1 protein-coding gene is annotated in these 237 nt (G+C 43.0%); it reads left to right on the forward strand.

Annotated elements, in window-relative coordinates:
• Positions 1 to 237, forward strand: a 237-nt coding sequence (locus tag SB847_RS22175) for a GTP-binding protein (RefSeq protein ID WP_410578911.1), incomplete at both ends; no start/stop codon positions are given.

Here is a 237-nt window from a genome sequence, read left to right on the forward strand (position 1 = left end):
GCCATTCTTACCGATGGTTTACGAGCAGAAAGAGAGCAGGGGATTACCATTGATGTAGCTTACAGGTATTTTTCAACACCTAAAAGAAAGTTCATTATTGCAGATGCTCCGGGACATATTCAATATACCAGAAATATGATCACGGGAGCGTCTAACTCTCAGCTTATCGTAGTGTTGATTGATGCCAGACAAGGGGTGATCGAGCAAACGAGAAGGCATTCCATTATTGCGTCACTG

The sequence above is a fragment of the Bacillus sp. SIMBA_026 genome (assembly GCF_046535335.1).
In the GTDB taxonomy this organism is placed as follows: domain Bacteria; phylum Bacillota; class Bacilli; order Bacillales; family Bacillaceae; genus Bacillus; species Bacillus velezensis.